Origin of the sequence: Acinetobacter sp. UBA3025, from assembly GCF_002367915.1 — a bacterium.
Lineage (GTDB): Bacteria > Pseudomonadota > Gammaproteobacteria > Pseudomonadales > Moraxellaceae > Acinetobacter.
In genome coordinates, this window is the sequence record NZ_DFDO01000093.1 from 1 (window position 1) to 21,281 (window position 21,281).

The following is a 21,281-nucleotide window of genomic DNA, read 5'->3' on the forward strand; positions in this document are numbered from 1 at the left end:
AATGTATTTTATGTGATCAATGTCCTATTTTAATAGAACTATTTAATTATAATTCACAAAAACATATTTGCCATATTTTAATATCTATTTATTTAAATCTAGCTAAAATATTAAAATTCAACAGCTTAATTTTATAATAAGTTTTTAATTTATTCATTTCACTATGTTTCTAATATTTGGTAACAAGTTAAAGATAACATTTTTCAGATTCTCATCTCTTGATTTTGATGCTATGTATTTCACGTTTAATTAAGCAATAAATAAATTATAAAAAAAGGATGGGAATAATATGGCGAATATACAGATATTGTCGGCAGAGAATGGAGAATTAATTCAGGATATTAATACTAATATTGTGAATTTAAGCGAAAAATCAGTGATCAAGGTAAATGCCACGATTGATGAAGTAGCAAAAATTACGCGTCAAGGTAATTCGGCTGTTATCTATTTTAAAAATGGTGAAACTATTACGATCGAAAATTATTTTGATTATGCAGTGAATGATAATCGAATCGTTTTTGAACATGAAGGCCAATTGTACTGGGCGGAATTTACTGATGAAAATGGGGTAATGCTCGATACGATTCGATATCACCCGCTTACAGGAGATCTGGCTGAGAGTGGAACCGTAGCTGCGGGCATTTTACCTTGGTTGGGTGGGGCATTGGCATTAGGAGCTATCGCGGCGGCAGCAGGTGGAGGCTCATCTTCAGGAAGTAGTTCGGATAATCGGGATATGAGTCCGCCGAAGTTAACCGGCGTCATTGTGAATGAAGAAGGCCAGCTTGAACTGAGTTTTGATGAAAATATTAATGATTCAAATCCACGCGCTGAAGATTTCACAGTGGTTGTGGATGGAGAAGAAATTCCAGTCAACGATATTATTGTACAAGATGACAAGATTATCCTGATTACGGAACCAGAGATCCGGGACGGACAAGAAGTTACGGTTGAATATCAGGATAGTACACCTGATGATAATCAAGGAATTAAGGATTCAGAAGGGAATGTATTAGAAGATCTGGATTCGGATGATGTGGGCGGAGTGCAGAATCCGGATATTAGTGGCCCCGTACTTTTAGCTGCCGAAGTTAATGCCAATGGCAATATCGAGCTTAGTTTTAATGAAGCGCTGGATGCAGATAATTTGCCTCCTTTAGATAGTTTGGTCGTTACAGTGGGTACAGCCCCAGATCAAACTACGGTCGATGTGATTAATATTGTTGCCGATGGAAATACCTTAACGCTGATTACCAGTCCGGTGATTGCAGCAGGTCAGACTGTCAGTGTGGAATATACCAATCCAACTTCTGGAAATGATGAGAATGCGATTCAGGACTTGGCAGGGAACGATGCTGCAAGCTTTAACACAGTGGATCTACCCAATGGAGTGATCAATGATTCAGAACAACCTGTTGTAGATACAGCAAGTCCAGTTCTTATTGATGCCGAAGTCAACGCCGATGGTAATATTGAACTTAGCTTTAATGAAGACGTTTCGACCTCGAATCCTCTACCTGCTGATTTCACGGTGGTAGTTGACGGAACAGAAATTCCCGTGACTGACATTGTCTATGACGGCAATGAAATCTTTCTGGTGACGGATCCGGTCATTACTGAAGGTCAGGAAGTAGAAGTCACTTATGCTGACAGCACTCCCGGAGACGGTCAGGGCATCCGTGATGGCAGCGGCAATGTGCTGGATGGGTTCGATGCGGTAGAAGTGGGTGGCGTTGACAATAACTCTGAACAGCCAGCAGAAGATACTGTAGCCCCTGTATTAATCGAAGCTGGAGTCAGCGCGGATGGCAATATTGGACTCAACTTTAATGAAGATGTATCGACCTCGAATCCTCTACCTGCTGATTTCACTGTCATAGTCGATGGAAGTGAAGTTCCAGTAACTGACATTGTTTATGACGGCAATGAAATCATTCTGGTAACCGATCCTGTCATTACTGAAGGTCAGGAAGTAGAAGTCACTTATGCTGACAGCACTCCAGGAGACGGACAGGGCATCCGAGATGGCAGTGGCAATGTACTCGACGGCTTCGATGCAGTAGCAGTGGGTGGCGTTGACAATAATTCAGAACAGCCAGCAGAAGATACTGTCGCTCCTGTATTAATCGATGCCGAAGTCAATGCCGACGGTAATATCGAACTCAGTTTTAACGAAGATGTTTCTACCTCAAATCCTTTACCTGCTGATTTCACGGTGGTAGTTGACGGAGAAGAAATTTCGGTAACTGATATTATCTATGACGGTAATGAAATTATTCTGGTAACCGATCCTGTTATTACCGAAGGTCAAGAAGTAGAAGTGACCTACGCTGACAGCACTCCGGGAGATGGACAGGGAATCCGTGATGGCAGTAGCAATGTACTGGACAGCTTTGATGCGGTAGAAGTGGGTGGTGTTGACAATAACTCAGAGCAACCCGCAGAAGATACCGTTGCTCCTGTATTAATTGATGCCGAAGTCAATGCAGACGGTAATATCGAACTCAGTTTTAATGAAGATGTATCGACTTCAAATCCGCTGCCTGCTGATTTCACGGTCATCGTCGATGGAGCAGAAATTCCGGTAACCGATATTGTTTATGACGGCAATGAAATCATTCTGGTAACCGATCCAGTCATTACCGAAGGTCAGGAAGTAGAAGTCACTTATACCGACAGCACGCCGGGAGATGATCAGGGAATTCGCGATGGTAGCGGTAATGTACTAGACGGTTTCGATGCAATAGCAGTAGGTGGCGTTGACAATAACTCAGAGCAACCAGTAGAAGATACTGTAGCCCCTGTATTAATTGATGCTGAAGTCAATGCTGACGGTAACATCGAACTCAGTTTTAATGAAACTCTAGATGCAGACAATTTACCACCTTTAAATAGTCTAGTCGTTACAATCGGTACAGCTCCAGATCAGACTACAGTCGATGTGATCAATATTGCTGCCGATGGAAATATCCTCACGATGATTACCAATCCAGTGATTACAGCTGGGCAGACCGTTAGTGTCGAATATACTGATCCAACTACTGGAAATGATGACAATGTAATTCAGGACTTGGCAGGGAATGATGCCGCAAGCTTTACTACAGCGGATCTACCAAATGGAGTTGTAAATAATTCAGAACGTTTACTGAATCTTGCCGATGACAATGTGTCCGCAATTTTGGAAGGATCACAAGATGCAACTGTATTGGAAACATATAGTGATAGTAGTGGTATCGACGTGCTCAATGGCACTTCGGAAGTTGCCGTGGTCGATTTTACGATTGAGGAAAATATTTCTAGCGTGGTGATTGCAGTACAGCAAGAAAATCTGGTTAGCTTGGCGAATGCCTTTACTTTCGTGGTACGTAATACAACCACTGGCGAAGAATTTGAGGTCGCTTCAGCAAATACCAGTCAAGGCGGCTTAGTTGCTGGTGCATTGGGACTGGAGCTGCTGGGTGGAGTAGCAGATGCTCAAGGATTGAGACTGGATATTAATGACTTGCCTGCTGGAACCTATGAAGTCTCGGTATATGGTGATTCTTCACAATTAGCAGATATCCTGACCACTATAGATTTAGCGAATTTAGGCGATAACACGGTTAACAATCTGGTGTCAGATACTGTATTAGGTTTACTCGAAGCTACCTTGACTGGCCAAAACGCTGATCCTCGTGGAATTCTGGAGCAATTGACACTTCGTGAGTTATTGGATTTAACTACAGGTTCTTCTGTACCAATTATAAATACTTTAACCACAGCAGTTGATTCAGTCTTGTCATTGGCTCTGGATAACATACTAGTTCGCCCAATATTAGGTGATGTATACAATACCTCCGTAGGGAGTTTACTTGCAGGAAATGGAGGCGGGGCATTAGGATTCCTATTAACTACCTTAGGATTGGGTACAGCATTAGATGCCCTTGTAAATGGAATTTTAGAAGGAGTAGATGGTGCAGGCCAGGCATTATTCGATAACCTGGTTGAACCATTAGTTAGCGATATTTTGCTAGATACCGTGCTTGAAGATACTGGCCTGACGACTGGTTTAAATACCTTACTAGGATCATTAAATACATTGCTGAGTACTTTAGGGCTGGGTGATGTTTTACCTACTGTTAATGGCTTGATAGACCTGATCGCTCAAGAAGCCTTAAGTAATCCATTAACGCTATTTGGTGGAACCACTGCTGAAGTCTACGAAGTCAATGGAGAAATCTACCGTGCAACAGGCAATATTCAGGAAACTTCAGCCGACGGCACACAAGCGGATAATTGGGCGGGTGGTGTATTAACAGAGATTAATGGGCAGCCAGTAACTTTCGATTCAAGTGATGAGGGAGGTAACTTTACCCTTATCGAAGGGACATATGGTGAGCTCAAACTCTATGAAAATGGTAATTTCAGTTATGAATACAATAGTGCAGTAGTACAGGGCCCATTACTCAGTGAAGTATTTGAATACACGGTAACGCGTAATGCGGGACAGGCCGATCAGGAAAGTGCTTCAGCAAATCTGGTAATTAATATTGATCGCGTAAACCAGATAATTAACTATGCCGACGATCCAGCAGATAACCTGTTACAGGGTGGCGCAGGTGATGATATCCTGACAGGTGGGGCAGGAGCCGATACAGCGATCTATTATTTACTAAATAATGCTGATGCAACTGGCGGCAATGGTACAGATACCTGGACTGACTTCAATGCAGTTGAAGGTGACACCATCGATGTATCTGCATTATTAAGTGATCAGGCAGTAGATGCGTCAAATCTGGGGAACTATATCACGCTCGAACAACGTGGAGATGATACAGTCGTGACAATCGATCGTGATGGTTCCGATACCAATACCACCTTTGCACGCGCTGATTTGCTGATATTACAGAATGTAGACAGTGCAACTTTACAGCTGGATGACATCATTAAATATAATCCAATCTAATCAGAAGTTTTTAAAATGGATTATTCATAAAAATTTATGATGTCATTGAACTTCAATTAAAAAATCCCGCTTAATGCGGGGTTTTTTAATTTTATATGGCATTTAAAGTGTTAAAAACCAGATAGAAGCAGCAATGACGACAATTAAGATAACCAGAAAGATTTTTAGATTGGTTTTAGGATAAGTGGTGCTTAAGCTCGCTTTCGTAATTTCCTGACCTGCGGGATCATACAGAATCACCTTTTGTGCACTATTTTCATAACCTAATTCTAGCAGGGCACGCTGTTCAAGAGCTGTCAGACCCTCTTCAGGCATATCCATAACTTGCAGCAGCGTTGTAGAGCCCCAAAGTTTTTGAACAATTGAAGTAGATACCAGCTGTTTTAGGGTGTCTGAGGCAGCATTAAAGTCGGCAATGATGCTGCGTTCATGCGCATAGGGAACGGGAGGGACCATTGTTTGCACAATCGTGCCCTCATTGTCCATCAGTTGCATTTTATCTTTATAAATTTGCACCCATATTGCATTGGGAAGTTTGGATAACTGATCTTGCAGCATGAATTGCCTACGTATTGCTTTGATATTAAATTAAATAATCTATAAACATATCCCGTATCAAGACGGGATATGTAATGTTCCATTACTTGGCAGGAGCACCATATTCATTATTTTCTTTTTTGGTATCACTTGCCCACCAGATAATGAGTAAAATGGCTCCTATCCCTGTCAGTACAAGCAATTGCCACCATCCAGAGCGTCCAATGTCATGCAAGCGACGTGCCCCTACAGCCAGACTTGGGAGCAGAAGCGCTAAATTTAGCAGGCCATTCACCAAAGGTTTGGTACCTAAAACTGCATCAATGGCTTCACTAATAATGCTTAAAATTACACAAAACAGCATAAAGAACCAAAATTCTTTACGGCGTGCACGACCTGAAAAGTTTGCATAATTGGTTAGACATTTTACGAACCAATCGATACTGCTGTAATTCTCTTCAGCCTGATCCAGATTGGAATATTTATTAATCTGATTGCTAATGCTTTCTCCCAGATGAATCGAGTTTCCCAAAGCCAGATAAATATCTGCTGCCTGACCGGTTGAGTTAACAATAAAATCAACCCGGTCACCGCGTGAAGGAGGGCGTTGTCCACGCCAGTCTGCACCGCTAAAACTGTAGCGGTTGTTATCATCCCCTGTGATAAAACCCGTATTATCTTGAATAGAAAAATCCAGGATGGAACCTTTCATAAGCCCTCTCTATTTATCTTCTGGCTATTATGGATTTGTATAAATATTATTCATATATGGCCGATAGTAGCATAGGAAATTTATTTTGAGATCAAGCTTTTATAAAAATATTTAGGTAATAAATTTTCACTATCTAAAGCTAGAAGTTCTGATTAATAAGAAGTTGATTTAGCAGCTAATGAATAGTTCAATTAAATTTAGCTTTTCTTAATTTGTTGAATAATAAGGAATGATTCAATAGAGGAAAAACTGAAGTAAATTTAATAAAGCTAAGAATATACTAAAATTTATAAAATATAATTTAAATCAACAACTTAATTAATTTTAGTATTTTACTCAATATGAATATATTGCGAATTTTTACGTAGAGTTTGAATAAGAAACTAATCCCCAACAGACTTTGCTTAAGTTAATAAATGCTTATATATTGATCTCATAAAACAACTTAAACATTACACTGTTTTTAGGCTAATTCACCTATTTTATAAAGGCATTTTTAATTAATAAAACATTAAAGGGTGCCATGATGAAAGCTATTCCAATGAAGAAGATGATTAACTGTGTTGCGATGAGTGGTGTATTGCTATTCACTGCTGGGCAAACAATGGCAATGAATCAGCAATCTTCAACTGCTGCTCAAGCGAATTCTAAAGCATCAAATGACAGCCGAATGCATTTAACCGAGAGTCAAGTGATTAAGATTGTAAGTACGGTCAATAACGGTGAAATCAAACAGGCAAAAACAGCCTTGCCAAAACTTAAAACAGATGACGCACGTAAGTATGCGCAAATGATGATTAGCGAACATACAGCGAATGAGAAAAAAGGTCAGGCTCTGGCAGACCGTTTAAAATTAACTCCGCAAGCAAGCAGTCTCAGTACGGCATTGCAAAGTGATAGTGACAAGATTGTTACTGACCTGAGCAAGCCATCTGCAGCTGATAAAGACTATATGATGAGCCAAGTTGAAGTACATCGTAAAGCCCTGAACACTTTGGACACACAATTGATTCCAAATGCGAAAAATGCGGAATTAAAAAGCATGTTGACGCAAACCCGTACTGCGGTAGCGACACATCTGAAAAAAGCTGAACAAATCGTTGAAAAGATGAAATAAGTTAAGCATTCATCCAATAAAAAAACCGCCATTTTGGCGGTTTTTTTTGATCATAATACTTTATATATTATGTGATATTTCTTACCAGCTTAATGCACCACCAGTTTGGTAGTCTGTTACGCGAGTTTCGAAGAAGTTCTTCTCTTTACGTAGATCCATCATTTCTGACATCCACTGGAATGGGTTGTTCACACCAGTAAACTGTTCAGGCAAGCCCAACTGGCTCAAGCGACGGTTACAGATAAATTTCAGGTATTCTTCCATCATGCCGGCATTCATGCCCAATACACCGCGTGGCATCGTGTCACGAGCATATTCGATTTCAAGCATGGTTCCTTCAAGAATCATCTGAATCACTTCTTGCTGGAATTCAGCAGTCCACAGATGCGGATTCTCGATCTTGATCTGGTTAATCATGTCGATACCGAAGTTCAGGTGCATAGATTCATCACGCAGGATGTACTGGAATTGCTCAGCAACACCATTCATCTTGTTACGACGACCCATAGACAGAATTTGGGTGAAACCGCAGTAGAAGAAGATACCTTCAAGTACACAGTAGAATGCGATCAGGTTGCGAAGCAAGATCTGGTCGTTTTCTGGTGTACCGGTTTTGAAAGTAGGATCACTTAGAGATTGTGTATATTTCAAGCCCCAAGCCGCTTTACGTGCAACTGATGGGACTTCGCGGTACATGTTGAAGACTTCACCTTCGTCCATACCTAAAGACTCGATACAGTACTGGTAAGCATGCGTATGAATCGCTTCTTCAAATGACTGACGCAGGATGTACTGACGGCATTCAGGGTTGGTGATGTGACGGTAGATCGCCAATACCAGATTGTTTGCTACTAGTGAATCCGCAGTAGAGAAGAAGCCCAGTGAACGCATCACGATGGTACGTTCATCTTCAGTCAAGCCATTTTCAGACTTCCACAACGCGATGTCGTGGTTCATGTTGATTTCTTGAGGCATCCAGTGGTTCGCACAACCATCCAGATATTTCTGCCAAGCCCATTCGTATTTGAATGGCACTAACTGGTTCAAGTCAGCACGACAGTTGATCATACGTTTATCATCAACCTGTACACGCTGTGCACCCATCTCAAGCTCTTCAAGACCTGGCGCAACGTCTAGCTGGTCTAGGGAAGCAGATGCTCTTGCCAGTGAATCGGTTGAATTTGATCCTGCGCTTCGAGGGGCTGCAGCGGGTTGTGCAGCTGCCACATTCGACGATGTGTTGCTTGCATCAGATACCATCTGCGGATTAGCCGTTTTTTTCGGCTCGACGGGCGTAGGCTGCTGTTCAGGTGCAGCCGGTTTTTGCGAATCATCTTCGAAATCGTCCCAACTTAGGATAGACATATCAATTCTCTCTAGTTGCTTTATATCTTTTATTAGACATCCAGCAGTGCTGAGATGTCTTACTATACGCTCAATTTGTGTAAACAAAATTAAGTTTTGTCGATGAATGCTCTGAATTTGTTCAGAGATAAATCCCCACTACTTATTTTGTTTACGCTGTTGCTGGCGAACTTTAAACCAGAAATAAGCAATCGGTGCGTAAAAGGTAACGGCAAAGGAAAGGATCAATGCCACAAGTCCTAACATGTAATTGTGAGTCATATGGGGCATAGGTTTTCCTTTAATTTAAGTCGAGAGGCTTTTCAGCCTCCCATCTTTTTACCACAAGCTTAGTTGAGCTTGATTCGGATAACTCCGACAATGTGAGCGAACATACTCTAACCGATTAAATCGGATGCGAGTGTAGTTGCACACACTGACAGGCTTCTCCAACGAGCACATAACTCTCATCAGCATCTCCTTTTTGTAAAAGACGCTTTCAGAGGATGACTCTTTACCTAAACTTTGCTAAAGTATTCTGCGTTAAGTCGTCGAAAATTTAACATCTAGAATACTCTAGCGATTCAGGGAAGTATTTCCTCTGAAAGCTTGGGTTTTCAAACCAATGGTCTGTCAGTTTTGGCAGGCCATTTTTATTGCCTAAAATTTTTCTTTATATCCGCACCTCCTTTGATTTTTCTCAGTTAGTTTGGAATCCCCCTAAATCCCCCTTTTGCAAAGGGGGACTTGCATCCCGCCATTTGCTTCGAGGAATCTCCCTCCTTTGAAAAAGGAGGGTCGGGGTGGATTAGAAACCTGTCAGATTACTGACAAGCCTCGCAATCAGGATTGTCAATTGAACATGCTTGTGGCACTGGCGCTGCTTGAGTGAAACCTTCTTCCTCTACAGGAGCTTCAGGTTTTTTCTCTTCAACCACTGGCGCTGCAACTACAGGAGCCGCAACAGTTGCAGGCTTAACTGCATTCAATGCACCAGTATTAATGGTGGATTTCTCGGCAGAAGTTGCACCTAAGGCACGTAGGTAATAAGTCGTTTTCAGACCACGTAACCAAGCCATCTTGTAAGTGATGTCCAGTTTCTTACCGTTTGCACCCGCGATGTACAGGTTCAGAGATTGCGCCTGATCGATCCATTTTTGACGACGAGAAGCAGCATCAACAATCCAGCGTGGCTCAACTTCAAACGCAGTCGCAAAGATCGCTTTTAATTCTTCAGGAATACGAGAAATCTTCTGAACAGAACCTTCGAAGTGTTTCAGGTCATTGACCATCACCGCATCCCAAAGACCACGTTCTTTCAACGCACGTACCAGGTACGGGTTGATCACTGTGAATTCACCAGACAGGTTAGATTTCACATACAGGTTCTGGAATGTAGGTTCGATAGACTGAGATACGCCACAAATGTTCGAAATAGTAGCAGTCGGAGCAATCGCCATCACATTCGAGTTACGCATACCGTCTTTTTGAACTTTGGCACGTAAAGTGTCCCAGTCCAGACGTTGTGTGCGATCCACTTCAAACATACGTTCTGGACGAGTTTTCGCAACCAGGTCAAGTGAGTCGATTGGCAGAATGCCTTGATCCCACAGTGAGCCTTTGAATGTTTCATACGTACCGCGTTCAACAGCAAGGTCACTTGAAGTTGAAATTGCGTAGTAAGAAATCACTTCCATTGATTCATCAGCAAACTCAACCGCAGCATCAGAACCGTACGCCATACCCATTTCGTAAAGCGCATCCTGGAAGCCCATGATACCCATACCAACTGGACGGTGTTTCAAGTTCGAGTTACGTGCTTGAGGAACCGCGTAGTAGTTGATATCGATCACGTTATCGAGCATACGCACTGCAGTTTTTACTGTACGAGCCAGTTTTTCACGATCCAGCTTGCCGCCTTGAACGTGTTGTACCAGGTTAATAGAACCTAAGTTACATACTGCGATTTCTTCTTTGCTGGTGTTCAGGGTAATTTCTGTACACAAGTTAGAAGAGTGAACCACACCCACGTGCTGTTGTGGTGAACGCAGGTTACATACGTCTTTGAATGTGATCCAAGGGTGACCTGTTTCGAACAGCATAGACAGCATTTTGCGCCACAAATCTTTTGCACGGATTTTCTTGTGCAACATGTTTGTTTCTTTGGCAATGCTTTCGTAGTAAGCATAACGCTCAGCGAATTCTGCACCAGTCAGATCATGAAGATCAGGCGTTTCAGAAGGAGTGAACAGTGTCCATTCAGCATCTTCGAATACACGTTGCATGAACAGGTCAGGAACCCAATTCGCAGTGTTCATGTCGTGAGTACGACGACGGTCATCACCCGTGTTCTTACGCAGCTCAAGGAATTCTTCGATGTCCAGGTGCCAGGTTTCCAGGTATGCACATACTGCACCTTTACGTTTACCGCCTTGGTTTACCGCAACAGCAGTATCGTTGGCAACTTTAAGGAATGGCACCACACCTTGAGACTTACCGTTTGTACCTTTAATGTAAGAGTTCAGGGCACGAACTGGAGTCCAGTCATTACCTAAACCGCCTGCCCATTTAGACAGCATCGCGTTATCACGCATCGCGCCATAGATGTCAAACAGATCATCATCAATTGTAGTTAAGTAGCAGCTAGATAACTGTGGACGTAGCGTACCTGAGTTGAACAGAGTAGGCGTAGACGCCATGTAGTCGAAGCTAGACAATAAGTTATAGAACTCGATTGCACGGTCTTCACGGTTATCTTCGTTCAGGGCAAGACCCATAGACACACGCATGAAGAACAATTGCGGCAATTCGAAACGCACGCCATCTGAGTGGATAAAGTAACGGTCAAATAGGGTTTGCAGACCTAGGTAAGTGAACTGGTTTGAACGTTCTGGTTGAATCGCTGCAGCCAGCTTAGCCAGGTCAAAGTTTAACAATTCAGGTGAAAGAAGCTCTAACTCAATCCCTTTTTTCAGGAAAGTTTCAAGCGCATCACCTTCATTGGTATCAGTGGATAGACCCAAGAACTCTAAACCGGTCGCCACCAGGTCATCACGCAACAGACGTGCAGTCACATAAGTATAGTTAGGTTCTTGCTCAATACGGGTACGAGTTGCCATCATCATTGTGGTAGAGATGTCAGACTCTTTTACGCCGTTATAAAGGTTTTTTACGGTCTCATCGACAATCGCCTGTACGTCGATCCCTTCAAGGCCTTCAGCAGCGCGAGTCACAGTCGCAGTCAATTCGCTTAAGTCAAGCGGCTTTAACTTGCCTTCTGCATCAGTGACTTGCAGTGTAGGGTGATGGTTGGCACCTAACTGTTTGCGCGCTTCAGAACGTTGTTCACGGTAGATGACATAGGCACGTGCAACTTTCTGTTCGCCAGTACGCATCAGCGCAAGTTCAACCTGATCCTGAATTTCTTCGATATGGATCGTGCCACCCGATGGTAAACGGCGTTTGAATGTATTCAGAACCATTTCCGTTAATTGTTCGATACGGTCGTGTATACGGCTCGAATCTGCACTTTGCTGGCCTTCTACTGCCAAAAATGCTTTTCCAATTGCAACAGAAATTTTTTCTGCATCAAAAGCGGCAACATCACCGGTGCGTTTAATCACCTGAAGTTGACCCGGAGTGGACGTGATTACGCTCATGTTAGCATAGCTCCATTGTCATCTATTTTTATGTTTATGGACCGTTTGAACTGGGCAAAAATCGTGCCACAGTGTTCGAGGAATAAACACAAGACCTAGTGGTTATAAAATTAATTGAACACAAGATACGGGAAAATTTAGGGTAGATCAATATTGACATTTTGCTAAATATTTTTCTGAAGTTTTATCTTAATCTTTTGCAAAAAGATCCCAATTTTTATTGATTCTTGTATAAGCCTTATCCGGCAAGGCATAGCATATCAAAGCTGGCAAAAAGTGCTTATAGATAACATTGTGGATAACTAAAAAGGCCTGAATCAACTAGTCACATTTTGTCCAGATTCAGCTTTGATCAATGCAAATAAGCCGACAAACGGTAGTTAAATGCACATTCGAGTGAAATGTGCACGATAAAATATTACAAAATGCTACTTTGATGTATTGGTTTGGTGAACGCTATCTTGTTTACAATGTAAACGTGTGTATATTGCAAGCATATTAAAAACGTATCTATTGGATTTCAAAAGGATACGTCCGTAGCATACGTCCATCAAATAAAGGGGCAACACATGAGCCAAGAAGAAAAGTTACCTAAAATTCTAATTGTTGAAGATGATGAGCGTCTTGCTCGTTTAACACAAGAATACCTCATCCGTAATGGTCTTGAGGTTGGGGTAGAGCCGGATGGTAACCGTGCTATTCGTCGTATTATTGCCGAGCAACCAGACATGGTGGTTCTAGATGTCATGTTGCCAGGTGCTGATGGTTTGACCATCTGCCGTGAAGTTCGTCCACATTATCATCAACCGATTTTAATGCTAACTGCACGTACTGAAGATATGGATCAGGTGTTGGGTCTGGAAATGGGTGCAGACGACTATGTCGCTAAACCGGTTCAGCCGCGTGTCCTGCTGGCTCGTATCCGTGCTTTATTACGCCGTACCGACAAGGTGCCTGAGGATGAAGTGGCTCAGCGCATCGAGTTTGATGACCTGGTGATCGACAATGGTGGTCGTTCAGTGACCTTAAATGGTGAGCTGGTTGACTTTACCAGTGCAGAATATGACCTGTTGTGGCTGCTGGCTTCAAATGCGGGCCGCATCCTGTCACGTGAAGATATCTTCGAGCGTTTACGCGGCATCGAATATGACGGTCAAGACCGTTCAATTGATGTGCGTATCTCGCGCATTCGTCCAAAAATTGGTGACGATCCTGAAAATCCAAAACGTATTAAAACAGTACGTAGTAAAGGTTATCTATTCGTCAAAGAAACTAACGGTATCTAATCGGTGCCTTTAGCCGCCTGAATAAACAGGATAATTAATAGGTGTTTAAACACAGTATATTTTTGCGGATATACGCAGGCCTGGTCATGCTTGTGGTCCTGGTGGCAGTATTCAGCTATCTGCTGGTACAGATCATCAACTACCAGCGTGCGCAGGAGTATCGTGAATCCCTGACTGATGGTATGGCATATATCATCAGTGAGGGGGTTGCGAGACAGCCTAATCTGCAGCAAAAGATGGATTGGGTTTCAGATGCGTCTGATCTGTTGGAATTGCCGATCTACTATGTCGAAGCCAGTAAAGTGGATATTACCCGAGCGGAAGGTCGACGTCTGGCTGACCGTAAGGCAGTCGTGCGTTGGGATGCCAAAACCGGGGTAGCTTATATTGTCATCGGGCTACGCGATGATCCAAGTCATTATCTTTATATTAAGGCGGATAATATTACTGAACGTCAGATGAAGGCTTTACCGGTCTTTATTCTGGATTATCTGGTGTACTACCCAGGTCAGGAAAAAGAATACCTGAAGCGAATTCAGGATTATTTCTCTTATCCAATCTCGATCGAAAATGTCCAAAGCCTGCCATTAGATTCCGAGCAGATCGGACGTTTGCGTTTAGATCACAGCATTATTCTATATCGTGATAGTGCCTCAATTCGTGGTACTACGATTTCGATCATTTCTCCTATACCTAGCTCGACGTCTGAAGTGCTGGTCATGGGGCCAGTGCCGTTATTTAACTGGATGCCATTTCAGTTAGCTGCCGGAATTACCTTATTGAGCCTGTTTGTCTTAAGTCTGGGAATTTATGGTCTGTTGGTGCCAATGCAGCGTAAACTGCGTGAAGTGAGCTATGCCCTGAACAAGATGAAAACCGGGAACATGTCATTGCGTCTTCCGGTAGAGGGCAGTGATGAGATGGCGACGCTGGCTTCCAGCTATAACAATATGTCGGATCATATTCAGCGCCTGATTGAAGCGCAGCGTGAATTGATGCGTGCCGTATCGCATGAACTGCGTACACCGGTTGCCCGTATCCGTTTTGCTGTGGAAATGATGGCAGATGAAGACGACTATGATTATCGCTTGCAGCAGGTTGAGCAGATCGATAAGGATATTGAAGCCTTAAATACCTTGATCGATGAAATCATGACCTATGCTAAACTGGAACAGGGCATGCCTTCAATTGAATTTGAAGATATTGATCTGTTTGAAGTGTTGGAGCAGGTGGCAGTCGAAACCGATGCTTTAAAAACTGGCAAAGAAGTCGAAGTGCTGCCAATGCCAGTACCTGTAACCGTAGAAGCTGAACGACGTTATCTGCATCGTGTGGTGCAAAATCTGGTGGGGAATGCAGTACGCTACTGTGAGCAGAAAATCCTGATCAGCGGCGGACTAGATGCTAAGGGCATGGCATATATCTGTGTAGAAGATGATGGTCCGGGGATTCCGGAAGCTGACCGCGCCCGTATCTTTGAAGCTTTTGCCCGACTGGATGATAGTCGTACCCGTGCTTCAGGGGGGTATGGTTTGGGCTTGTCTATTGTCAGCCGGATTGCTTACTGGTTTGGTGGAGAGATTCAGGTCGATCAAAGTCCGACACTGGGTGGTGCACGCTTTATCATGATTTGGCCAGCCAGCCGTTATGGTAAAAAAATCAAGCAAAAACCGATCGAAAAGCTGGGAAAAGCTGAAGTGTCAGATCAGTCAGAATAAGAGTTTAGGTGAGAAAAAACGATACATAGGTATCGTTTTTTTATGGCTATTTAAAGGGGATTATTCATGGATGGTAGCATCCGGTTCAATCAGTGGCTTGCCTTCTTTCAGGCTGTTTAAGGCATCAGAATTGAAGTTGATCAGTAGCTTGTTATTTTTAACATCTACCTGATAGCTTTGGATTAGCTTTTGGTCACCAGATAAGGTTTCAAGCTTGTACTCATCGGCAATATTCATAATACCGTCTAGGTTAATGCTGGAAGAGGCATAATCTGTCTGGAAAAGTTTATGAATATCCCCTAAGTCAAAGATTGCATTGCTGGCATCCTGATGTTTTTGGATATAGCTTTCTACATGTCGCATCAATAATTGAGCAAAGAAAAAATAATCAGGTTTATGGGTAAATCGTAGAGACATGCATGGACTCCTTATTGTTACTTTATAAATGTCATAGTGGGTTTAAAAATAGAAATATCATAATCTGAATCAAACTGTTGGACGTGTTGCAAAAATACACAATTGCTCTTTTAAGGCTTACCGAGAGCGGGCAGAAAAGGGCGACTTCTAATTGAATGACAACATTCATGTTAAACATCTTTTAAAAACACACTGATTTTTTCGAGGCATTATGCAAAGGTGAAATGTTTTTGATTGATTCTTTATAAGTTTCTTTTCATGGGGTGGGTAGCCAGCCACTGTACAAGGAGTGAGGCTTAATTAAGCAGAGCTTTAAAAGCCTATCTGGTTTTAGAAAAAATAATGGAAATTTAAACTTTAATTTAAAAAAACGATCGGTTGAGATTCTCTGAGCTTAAAGCCAGAATAAAATTAGGAATGTCTAAAAAATCATCCAAAAGACTAAGGCTTATAAGCTAGCAAGTGAAATCCAAAATCAGGTACAATTGGCGGGATTAATTTTGTGTTTGGTGTATTTGAAGGCCAATACATACATTCTTTGTTAATAAATCGGCCTGCCAGGAGTTATCCCCGCATGAGTGCCATTACTCCATACGAATGGGCAATTATTGCCTTCGTGATCGGCGTTACATTTTTATGCGTCTTTATGCTCACTGTCCCATTACTCCTCGGGGGTAAATCATGGGGCCGTGCCAAGCAGGAGCAGTTTGAGTCAGGCGTAGTCAGCGCAGGTGGAGCTCGTATCCGCTTGTCTGCGAAATTCTATTTAGTTGCAATTTTCTTTGTAGTCTTCGACCTCGAAGCACTTTACCTGTATGCATGGGCATCTTCTGTTCGTGAAGTAGGTTGGATTGGTTTTGCAACTGCAGCTATCTTTATTTTGGTTTTACTTGTTGGTTTGGTTTACGAATTATCGACAGGCGCACTGAACTGGGCACCTTCAGACAGACGTAAAGCAGCAGGATATAAAGCTAAAATTGGTTCGCCAAATATGGATCTTGCAGAAATTACGCGCTTCAACTCTGTTGAAGAATTGGTTATGGATCCAACTGGTCAAATCCCAGCTCAATCATCTGGTCTTGTGAAAAAATCACAAGTTCAACCCTCTGATAAGGAGTAACTCGGGATGAAATATACATTAACCCGTGCGAATCCGAATGCTGATGAATATCCACTTCAAGAGCGTATCGTTGTAGAAGATCCGCTTCTAGAAGAAGAAGTGAATAAAAATGTGTTCATGACTCGCCTAGAGGATGTAATGCACACAGCAGTGAACTGGGGTCGTAAGAACTCAGTTTGGCCATTTAACTTTGGTACATCTTGCTGCTACGTTGAATATGCAACGACTTTGACCGGTGTACATGACTTGTCACGTTTCGGTGCCGAAGTTATCCGTGCTTCACCGCGTCAGGCAGACTTGATGATCGTAGCAGGTACATGCTTCGTGAAAATGGCTCCGGTAATCCAACGTCTGTATGAACAGATGCTTGAACCGAAATGGGTTATTTCAATGGGTGCGTGTGCGAACTCAGGTGGTATGTACGATATTTATTCAGTCGTACAAGGTGTGGATAAGATTATTCCGGTAGATGTATACGTTCCGGGCTGCCCACCACGTCCTGAAGCATTGATCCAGGCATTAATGCTGTTACAAGACCAAATTCAATTAGAGCGTCGTCCGCTGTCTGCGGTAATCGGTGATGATCTTAAGCCAGTGTATAAGCCAAAGATGATGCCGGAACGTGACCGTAAGAAAGACCAGCGTGTGGCTGTGAAGAACTTACGCTCTATGGATGAAATTAAATAATTTAAACGACCGGTTTTTTGTTGTGCACCCGCTATGGGTGTAGTTGTCGTTTAGGTTGACTGAATTTGTATTAAATAGGAAGCCAAGCCAATGGCTGAAACTGACATTGCTATGCCAGAATCAACAGCAGTTGATTCACGCCCAGCATTTGCCATCATTGAAGAGCTCAAAACCAAGTTTGGTGAGAACTTCTTTGTGCAAACAACTTTCGAGGATTTCCCGACAGTTTGGGTTGAGCGCGCACGTGTACAAGAAGTATTGATGTTCTTGCGTACCGTGCCACGTCCATACGTGATGCTATTCGACTTGTCTGCAGTAGATGAGCGTTTACGTACGCACCGTGACGGTTTGCCTGCGTCAGAATTCACAGTGTTCTATCATTTATTATCTTTAGAGCGTAACTGTGACATTCGTATTAAAGTTGCATTAAGCGACAGCGATCTGAATATTCCGACCGCAACGAATATCTGGCCAAATGCGAACTGGTATGAGCGTGAAGCTTATGACATGTTCGGCATCAATTTCGAAGGGCATCCAATGCTCCGTCGTATCTTGTTGCCAACCTACTGGGAAGGTCATCCGCTACGTAAAGAATATTCTGCACGTGCGACTGAATATACTCCATATATTCAAGACAAAGCCAAGCAGGACTTTGAACAGGAACATCTACGTTTCGTGCCAGAAGACTGGGGTCTGAAGCGCGGTAATGCAGATCAAGATTTCATGTTCCTGAACCTGGGTCCTAACCACCCGTCTGCGCACGGTGCGTTCCGTGTAATTTTGCAGTTGGATGGTGAAGAAGTGAAAGACTGTGTGCCAGATATCGGCTATCACCACCGTGGTGTGGAAAAGATGGCTGAACGTCAAACTTGGCATTCATTCATTCCGTATACTGACCGTGTGGACTATTTGGGTGGTTGTGCTCAAAACATGCCGTATGTGATGGGTGTGGAACAATTGGCAGGCATTACTGTGCCAGACCGCGCACAATGTATCCGTGTCATGATGTCGGAACTGTTCCGTATCAATAACCACTTGCTGTACATCGGTACTGCGATTCAGGATGCCGGCGGTATGACCCCTGTATTCTATATGTTCGCTGACCGTCAGAAAGTGTATGACATCGTGGAAGCGATCACCGGTTACCGTATGCATCCAGCATGGTTCCGTATCGGTGGTACTGCACATGACTTGCCAAACGGTTGGGAAAAACTGGTTCGAGACTTGCTCGACTGGATGCCTAAGCGTTTGAACGAATACTATACTGCAGCACTGAAAAACTCTGTATTTGTGGGTCGTACCCGTAATGTGGCTCAGTACGATGCGAAATCTGCATTGGCATGGGGTGTAACAGGTACTGGTCTGCGTGCGACAGGTATCGACTTTGATGTTCGTAAATACCGTCCATACAGTGGTTATGAAAACTATGACTTCGAAGTGCCAGTTGAGTACGAAGGCGATGCATATGCTCGTGTGATTGTTCACTTCCGTGAAATCGAACAGTCACTGAAAATCATTAAGCAGTGTCTAGAGAATATGCCTTCTGGTGCATACAAAGCGGACCATCCGCTGGCTGTTCCACCACCAAAAGACAAAACATTACAAGATATTGAAACCTTGATTACGCACTTCTTGAGCGTTTCTTGGGGTCCTGTAATGCCTGCAGGTGAATCATCTGTGATGGCAGAGGTGGTGAAAGGTGCGTCGACTTATTATCTGACTTCAGACAAGTCAACCATGAGTTACCGTACCCGTATTCGTACACCAACTTTCACGCATTTACAGCAAATGCCTTCTGTGATTAACGGCAGTCTTGTATCTGACTTAATCATTTATTTAGCGACAATCGACGTCGTAATGGCTGACGTGGATCGCTAAGGGGTAAACGCATTATGATGATTTTGACTGATAAAAAGCCACGTGTGAATGTTGAAGGGATTTTGACAGCTGACGAAATCCACGAGATTGAACATCACATTGGTCACTATCCGTACCCGCGTGCAGCGTGCCTAGATGCGCTGAAGTGTGTACAGCGTCGCAATGGCTGGGTAGATGATGCACAGATGAATGCCATCGCGCAGATGCTGAGCATGAGCCTTGCAGACCTTGAAGGTGTTGCGACTTTCTATAACCGTATTTACCGTCAGCCGGTAGGCCGTCATGTGATCCTGTTATGTGACTCTATTGCGTGCTTCTTGATGGGTGCGGAAACTTTAGCAGAAGCTTTCCAGCGTGAATTGGGGATTTCGTTTGGTCAAACAACCGCTGATGGTCGTTTTACTTTGCTACCAATCTGCTGCTTAGGTAACTGTGACAAAGGTCCAACCCTGATGATTGATGAAGATACTCATGGTCTGGTTGAAGTGACCTCAATTAAACAGTTATTGGAGAAGTATGTATGAATACCGAACCAAAACCAATTTATGGCGACGGTAACCCGGAAACGCATCCACTGACTTGGCGTCTAAGCAAACAAGCAAATGTCCGTCATGTCGATGACTATGAAGCGCTTGAAGGCTATGCAGGCTTTAAAAAAGCCCTGTCTATGACACCGAAAGAAGTGCTGGAAGTTGTAAAGGCTGCAACCGTAAAAGGTCGTGGTGGTGCAGGCTTCCCGGCAGGGATCAAATGGTCGCTGATGGCGCCAAATGACAATTCAGGTCCACGTTACCTGATTTGTAATGCCGATGAGATGGAACCAGGTACCTTCAAAGACCGTCTGTTGATGGAAGATCTTCCTCATCAGCTGATCGAAGGTATGCTGATTGCAGCTTATACCCTTGAAGCAACTCAAGGTTATATCTTCATCCGTGGTGAATACATCGAAGCGGCGAAGTACCTGAACGAAGCACTTGAGCAGGTTCGTGCCAAAGGTTACCTGGGTGACAACATCCTGGATTCTGGCTGGAGCTTCGAGTTACACGTGCATACCGGTGCGGGTCGTTATATCTGTGGTGAAGAAACTGCATTGATTAACTCGCTTGAAGGTCGCCGTGCAAACCCGCGTACCAAACCGCCATTCCCGCAGGTTGCAGGTGCTTGGGGTCGTCCTACGATCGTGAACAACGTAGAGACCTACAACAACTTGCCAGCCATCATGTTGCGTGGTCCAGAATGGTACATCGGTCTGTCTGCAGGTAAATCGAAAGATCCTGGCACAAAAATTTATGGTGCTTCAGGTAAGGTGAAATTCCCAGGTCTATGGGAACTGCCATTCGGTACCACTGCACGTGAAGTGATTGAAGAACATGCCGGTGGTATGCGTGACGGCCTGAAGCTGAAAGCATGGTTACCCGGTGGTGCATCAACTGACTTCCTGGCTGCCGAGCATATCGATCTTCCGATGGATGCGGAAAGCATCATGAAAGCAGGTTCACGTTTAGGTACCTGTCTATTGATGGTGGTTGATGAAACTCAATGTATGGTTTCAGCAACTCGTAACCTCGAAGAATTCTTTGCGCGTGAATCATGTGGCTGGTGTACACCTTGCCGTGATGGCTTACCTTGGGCGGTGAAAGCGCTTAAAGCACTTGAAGATGGTACTGGCAAGAAAGAAGATATCGATCACTTACAAGAACTGACTCGTAAGCTTTGGATTGGTAAAACTTTCTGTGCTCACGCACCAGGTGCTATGGAACCGTTAATGGGCGCACTCAAACATTTCCGTGGCGAATTTGAAGCGAAAGTCGTAAATGCTGCCGCTCAAACCCGCAACGTAGAACAAGCTTAAGGAATTCGA

15 protein-coding genes are annotated in these 21,281 nt (G+C 43.4%); 9 read left to right on the plus strand and 6 right to left on the minus strand.

Annotation, left to right across the window (positions count from 1 at the left end; genetic code table 11):
- The first annotated feature begins 289 nt into the window (after positions 1-289).
- Positions 290-4,945 (plus strand): SwmB domain-containing protein, encoded by a 4,656-nt coding sequence (locus B4J23_RS03590; RefSeq protein WP_291358778.1) that lies wholly within the window; start codon positions 290-292, stop codon positions 4,943-4,945.
- Between the two features lie 102 nt (positions 4,946-5,047).
- Here B4J23_RS03590 and B4J23_RS03595 read toward each other — a convergent pair whose 3' ends face one another.
- Both B4J23_RS03595 and B4J23_RS03600 read right to left on the minus strand, forming a co-directional pair.
- Positions 5,048-5,503, minus strand: a complete 456-nt coding sequence (locus B4J23_RS03595; protein WP_034706330.1) for a hypothetical protein — start codon at positions 5,501-5,503, stop codon at positions 5,048-5,050.
- An 82-nt stretch (positions 5,504-5,585) separates the two neighbouring features.
- Positions 5,586-6,194: a DUF805 domain-containing protein gene (locus B4J23_RS03600; protein ID WP_159124294.1), complete on the minus strand. Its 609-nt coding sequence runs from the start codon at positions 6,192-6,194 to the stop codon at positions 5,586-5,588.
- Positions 6,195-6,720: 526 nt separating this feature from the next.
- Here B4J23_RS03600 and B4J23_RS03605 point away from each other — a divergent pair.
- Entirely contained in the window at positions 6,721-7,311 is a 591-nt protein-coding gene (locus tag B4J23_RS03605) for a DUF4142 domain-containing protein (RefSeq protein WP_291358779.1), read from the plus strand.
- An 81-nt stretch (positions 7,312-7,392) separates the two neighbouring features.
- On the opposite strand, the gene B4J23_RS03610 is transcribed toward B4J23_RS03605, so the two are convergent.
- From B4J23_RS03610 to B4J23_RS03620, 3 genes are all read right to left on the minus strand, one after another.
- Positions 7,393-8,676: a ribonucleotide-diphosphate reductase subunit beta gene (locus tag B4J23_RS03610; RefSeq protein WP_004785102.1), complete on the minus strand. Its 1,284-nt coding sequence runs from the start codon at positions 8,674-8,676 to the stop codon at positions 7,393-7,395.
- Between the two features lie 138 nt (positions 8,677-8,814).
- Entirely contained in the window at positions 8,815-8,946 is a 132-nt protein-coding gene (locus B4J23_RS03615; RefSeq protein ID WP_005237071.1) for a hypothetical protein, read from the minus strand.
- A gap of 533 nt (positions 8,947-9,479) precedes the next feature.
- Complete coding sequence (locus tag B4J23_RS03620; RefSeq protein ID WP_159124296.1) at positions 9,480-12,314, minus strand: ribonucleoside-diphosphate reductase subunit alpha; 2,835 nt, start codon at positions 12,312-12,314, stop codon at positions 9,480-9,482.
- 569 nt (positions 12,315-12,883) lie between these two features.
- On the opposite strand from B4J23_RS03620, the gene bfmR reads away from it, so the two are divergent.
- The gene (gene bfmR, locus B4J23_RS03625) at positions 12,884-13,600 is read left to right on the plus strand and encodes a response regulator transcription factor BfmR (protein ID WP_004785097.1); all 717 of its coding nucleotides are present in this window, start codon (positions 12,884-12,886) and stop codon (positions 13,598-13,600) included.
- A 41-nt stretch (positions 13,601-13,641) separates the two neighbouring features.
- The gene (gene bfmS, locus B4J23_RS03630) at positions 13,642-15,318 is read left to right on the plus strand and encodes a sensor histidine kinase BfmS (RefSeq protein ID WP_291358780.1); all 1,677 of its coding nucleotides are present in this window, start codon (positions 13,642-13,644) and stop codon (positions 15,316-15,318) included.
- 60 nt (positions 15,319-15,378) lie between these two features.
- Here bfmS and B4J23_RS03635 read toward each other — a convergent pair whose 3' ends face one another.
- Complete coding sequence (locus tag B4J23_RS03635; RefSeq protein WP_004785094.1) at positions 15,379-15,735, minus strand: hypothetical protein; 357 nt, start codon at positions 15,733-15,735, stop codon at positions 15,379-15,381.
- Positions 15,736-16,309: 574 nt separating this feature from the next.
- On the opposite strand from B4J23_RS03635, the gene ndhC reads away from it, so the two are divergent.
- From ndhC to nuoF, 5 genes are all read left to right on the plus strand, one after another.
- Positions 16,310-16,855 carry an NADH-quinone oxidoreductase subunit A gene (gene ndhC, locus B4J23_RS03640; RefSeq protein WP_004785092.1) on the plus strand — a complete coding sequence of 182 codons (546 nt, stop codon included), beginning with the start codon at positions 16,310-16,312 and terminating at the stop codon, positions 16,853-16,855.
- Between the two features lie 6 nt (positions 16,856-16,861).
- Positions 16,862-17,542 carry a NuoB/complex I 20 kDa subunit family protein gene (locus tag B4J23_RS03645; RefSeq protein ID WP_004785090.1) on the plus strand — a complete coding sequence of 227 codons (681 nt, stop codon included), beginning with the start codon at positions 16,862-16,864 and terminating at the stop codon, positions 17,540-17,542.
- 90 nt (positions 17,543-17,632) lie between these two features.
- Entirely contained in the window at positions 17,633-19,420 is a 1,788-nt protein-coding gene (gene nuoC / locus B4J23_RS03650) for an NADH-quinone oxidoreductase subunit C/D (protein ID WP_291358781.1), read from the plus strand.
- A gap of 14 nt (positions 19,421-19,434) precedes the next feature.
- Positions 19,435-19,944: an NADH-quinone oxidoreductase subunit NuoE gene (gene nuoE / locus B4J23_RS03655; RefSeq protein WP_004814680.1), complete on the plus strand. Its 510-nt coding sequence runs from the start codon at positions 19,435-19,437 to the stop codon at positions 19,942-19,944.
- Positions 19,941-21,272 carry an NADH-quinone oxidoreductase subunit NuoF gene (gene nuoF, locus B4J23_RS03660; protein WP_004785084.1) on the plus strand — a complete coding sequence of 444 codons (1,332 nt, stop codon included), beginning with the start codon at positions 19,941-19,943 and terminating at the stop codon, positions 21,270-21,272. The genes nuoE and nuoF overlap by 4 nt, the downstream gene beginning before the upstream one ends.
- Positions 21,273-21,281: the final 9 nt, after the last annotated feature.

What these genes read in the sequence shown, in the direction of transcription:
- B4J23_RS03590 (WP_291358778.1), top strand. Translation starts at nt 290, where the DNA reads ATGGCGAATATACAGATATTGTCGGCAGAGAATGGAGAATTAATTCAG.
- B4J23_RS03595 (WP_034706330.1), bottom strand. Translation starts at nt 5,503, where the DNA reads ATGCTGCAAGATCAGTTATCCAAACTTCCCAATGCAATATGGGTGCAA.
- B4J23_RS03600 (WP_159124294.1), bottom strand. Translation starts at nt 6,194, where the DNA reads ATGAAAGGTTCCATCCTGGATTTTTCTATTCAAGATAATACGGGTTTT.
- B4J23_RS03605 (WP_291358779.1), top strand. Translation starts at nt 6,721, where the DNA reads ATGAAAGCTATTCCAATGAAGAAGATGATTAACTGTGTTGCGATGAGT.
- B4J23_RS03610 (WP_004785102.1), bottom strand. Translation starts at nt 8,676, where the DNA reads ATGTCTATCCTAAGTTGGGACGATTTCGAAGATGATTCGCAAAAACCG.
- B4J23_RS03615 (WP_005237071.1), bottom strand. Translation starts at nt 8,946, where the DNA reads ATGCCCCATATGACTCACAATTACATGTTAGGACTTGTGGCATTGATC.
- B4J23_RS03620 (WP_159124296.1), bottom strand. Translation starts at nt 12,314, where the DNA reads ATGAGCGTAATCACGTCCACTCCGGGTCAACTTCAGGTGATTAAACGC.
- bfmR (WP_004785097.1), top strand. Translation starts at nt 12,884, where the DNA reads ATGAGCCAAGAAGAAAAGTTACCTAAAATTCTAATTGTTGAAGATGAT.
- B4J23_RS03635 (WP_004785094.1), bottom strand. Translation starts at nt 15,735, where the DNA reads ATGTCTCTACGATTTACCCATAAACCTGATTATTTTTTCTTTGCTCAA.
- ndhC (WP_004785092.1), top strand. Translation starts at nt 16,310, where the DNA reads ATGAGTGCCATTACTCCATACGAATGGGCAATTATTGCCTTCGTGATC.
- B4J23_RS03645 (WP_004785090.1), top strand. Translation starts at nt 16,862, where the DNA reads ATGAAATATACATTAACCCGTGCGAATCCGAATGCTGATGAATATCCA.
- nuoC (WP_291358781.1), top strand. Translation starts at nt 17,633, where the DNA reads ATGGCTGAAACTGACATTGCTATGCCAGAATCAACAGCAGTTGATTCA.
- nuoE (WP_004814680.1), top strand. Translation starts at nt 19,435, where the DNA reads ATGATGATTTTGACTGATAAAAAGCCACGTGTGAATGTTGAAGGGATT.
- nuoF (WP_004785084.1), top strand. Translation starts at nt 19,941, where the DNA reads ATGAATACCGAACCAAAACCAATTTATGGCGACGGTAACCCGGAAACG.